At 71.5% G+C, this 2,539-nt stretch carries 3 protein-coding genes; 1 reads left to right on the top strand and 2 read right to left on the bottom strand.

What is annotated here, in order from left to right:
• Positions 1–97 precede the first annotated feature (97 nt).
• Both ACTWQR_RS55515 and ACTWQR_RS55510 read right to left on the bottom strand, forming a co-directional pair.
• Positions 98–964 (bottom strand): NAD(P)H-binding protein, encoded by an 867-nt coding sequence (locus tag ACTWQR_RS55515; RefSeq protein ID WP_443234979.1) that lies wholly within the window; start codon positions 962–964, stop codon positions 98–100.
• A complete protein-coding gene (locus ACTWQR_RS55510; RefSeq protein WP_443234978.1) occupies positions 961–1,407 on the bottom strand; it encodes a nuclear transport factor 2 family protein in 447 nt (148 codons plus the stop codon). Before ACTWQR_RS55510 ends, ACTWQR_RS55515 begins: the two co-directional genes overlap by 4 nt.
• A 135-nt stretch (positions 1,408–1,542) precedes the next feature.
• Between ACTWQR_RS55510 and ACTWQR_RS55505 the strand changes: the two genes are divergently transcribed.
• Positions 1,543–2,388, top strand: coding sequence for a helix-turn-helix transcriptional regulator (locus ACTWQR_RS55505; protein ID WP_443234977.1), 846 nt, complete (start codon positions 1,543–1,545; stop codon positions 2,386–2,388).
• Positions 2,389–2,539 lie beyond the last annotated feature (151 nt).

The raw sequence follows: 2,539 nt of genomic DNA, 5'->3' as shown, positions 1-2,539 counted from the left end.
GAGTTGCCAGTTGATCTGGCGGGTTGAGCACGATGGGTGGCCGAGCTCACGGGCTGGTCCAAGGAGGAAGTCACGCCGGGGCCAGCACAGGTGTCGGTCAGTCTTCGGGTGTCCCGGCGTTCGCCCACTGGGGTGCGTGGTCCTGGACGAACTCGGCGAAGGTGCGGGGCGGGCGTCCGGTCAGGTCCAGCACCGCGGTGCTGACCTGGTCGTCACGGCCGGTTTGGATGCCGGCGTCGACAGCGGCGAGGGCGGTCGCGAAGGCGTCCGGCATGCCGGACACACGGTAGGTGTCTGCCTGCTCGGCGACCCCGACGGGCACGACCCGGATCGGCCGGCCGGTGTGGATGGTGATGATCCGTGCCGCGTCCTGGTAATTCAGCGCCTTCGGCCCGGTGAGCAGGTAGTCACGCCGCTCGTCGGGGTGGCCGTCGGGTTCGGCCAGTAGCACGGCGGCCACCGCCGCGATGTCGCGAGCGTCGATCCAGCCCACCCGGCCGGTTCCGGCGGCGGTGCGGATCTCACCGCGTCGCCGGATCCGCTCACCCAGCGGGTGGGGGGCCAGGAAGTTCTGCATGAACCCGGAGGCGCGCAGCACCACCCATCCGGGCCGGGCCCGCACGTGCGCGGCCAGTTCCAGCGCACTTGGGGCACCGGGCAGCACGATAGCGGAGCCGAGCAGCACCACCCGGCGCACGCCGAGGCGTTCGGCCTCGGCCAAGAACGGTTCGACCAGCGGCATCGGGTCCGTGGTGTCCACCGGAGGCACCAGGTAGACCCGGTCCATCCCGTGCAGCGCGGCCGGGTGGGTGACCGGGTCGCTCCAGTCGAACCGAACCGCGTCCGGGGCGTCGGCCGGTGGGATGCGGCTGGCCACCCGGACCGGCACACCGCTTTTGCGGAGCAGTTCGGCCAGGGCGCTTCCCGTCTTCCCGGTGCCGCCGGTGATCAGCACGCCGGTCATCGGGTGGCCTGCGAGCGCAGCGAGCCGAGCAGTTCGGGCAGCGTGCCGGCCGCTGAGGCAGCGGCCAGCGGGTTCCAGTAGTCCCGATAACGGGTGATCAGGCCCTGGTGGGTGGTGAGCACCGTGATGTAGTCCAACTGGTACGGCTCATCGGTGGCCACCGTGCGGCCGCGCGCGGTGAACTCCACCACGATGGTGTCCGGCTGGTCCGTGTGGCGCACGGTGAGGGTCGGGATCGCCTGCACGTCCATCAGGTCCGGGTAGCCGGCCAGATAGCCCCGGACGGCCTCACGTCCAGTCAGCCGTCTCGGTGAGGCCCCTTCGGCGAAGGGGAACTCGGCGGTGCCGTACTCCGCCCACAGATCGGCGATGGCATCCATGTCTTTGGCCAGCAGCAGCTCCAGCAGCTGGCCAAAGGTCTCTTCGGAAGTGCGTGGTGACACGGTGATTCTCCAGCGTTCAGCAGGACGTGTGACCGCACCAGAGTGGGCGCACGAGGCAGTGCCGTGGAACGCACCAGTGAGCCCCGGACCACTGGTCCGTGGCTAAGCCGAGTGCCGTTGTGCCAACCTGGCCGGGTGAGCAGAGGAGAACTGGCCGACTTCCTGCGCCGTCGGCGGGAGGCGCTACGCCCGGCCCAGATGCCGACCACGGCTGTCCACCCACCCGGCCTGCGTGCCCGGCGCACCCCCGGGCTGCGCCGGGAAGAGGTGGCCGCCCTGGCCGGGGTGTCCACGAGCTACTACGAGCGACTGGAGCAGGCCCGCGCGCCGCGTCCGTCGCCGCAGGTGCTGACCGCGCTGGGCACGGCGCTGCGCCTCACCGCCACAGAGCGTGAGCACCTGGCACGGCTGGCCGGGCAGATCCCGCCCAGTACGGACGCCGATCGCGCCCCGGTGCCTGCCGACGCACGCCGACTGCTGCACCGGCTCGGCCCGATTCCCGCCTATCTGGTGAACGACCTGGAGGACATCGTGACCTGGAACGCTGCGGCGGCCGCGTTGATCATCGACTTCGCGCAGCTGCCCGTCCACGAGCGCAACACCGTGCGCCTCGCCATCCGGCTGGGCGGCACCCTCTGCTCGGCTCCCGTCGGCGCGGAAGGCGACTTCGCCCGGCAGTCCGCCGCCCACCTGCGCGCGGCCGGCGCCCGCCATCCGGCGGACCGTGCGCTGGGCGAGCTGGTCAACGAATACGCCGCGCACAACCCGGACTTCGTCGCCGGCTGGCGCAGCCACGACGTGCGCCCCCGGCCGACGCTGCGCAAACGCCTGCATCATCCCGAACTCGGCGAGCTGGAACTTGACCGTCAAACCCTGCTCATGCCCGGCACCAGCCTGCGGCTGATTCTCTACACCGCAGATCCCGGTAGCCCGAGCGCCACCGCACTGGCCCAGCTGGGCCCTCCCGACGCGCCGCCGTGACCGTTGGCCCAGGCCAGGCGGGGCGGCCAAGCCCTTATCCACGAACGCTCGGGAGCCCCAGTCCAGCGGCCGGCAGACCTCGCCGCGGCGGCAGGCGTCCCGCAGGAGCGCCAGAACGGTCTGGATATCCTGCCGGGCTATCGCTCAACTG

Source organism: Streptomyces sp. 2A115 (assembly GCF_052245575.1).
Classification (GTDB): Bacteria; Actinomycetota; Actinomycetes; order Streptomycetales; family Streptomycetaceae; genus Streptomyces.
This window is presented reverse-complemented; position numbering and strand designations above follow the sequence as displayed.

Coding starts and splice junctions, on each gene's coding strand:
- ACTWQR_RS55515 (WP_443234979.1), bottom strand. CDS start 964: ATGACCGGCGTGCTGATCACCGGCGGCACCGGGAAGACGGGAAGCGCC.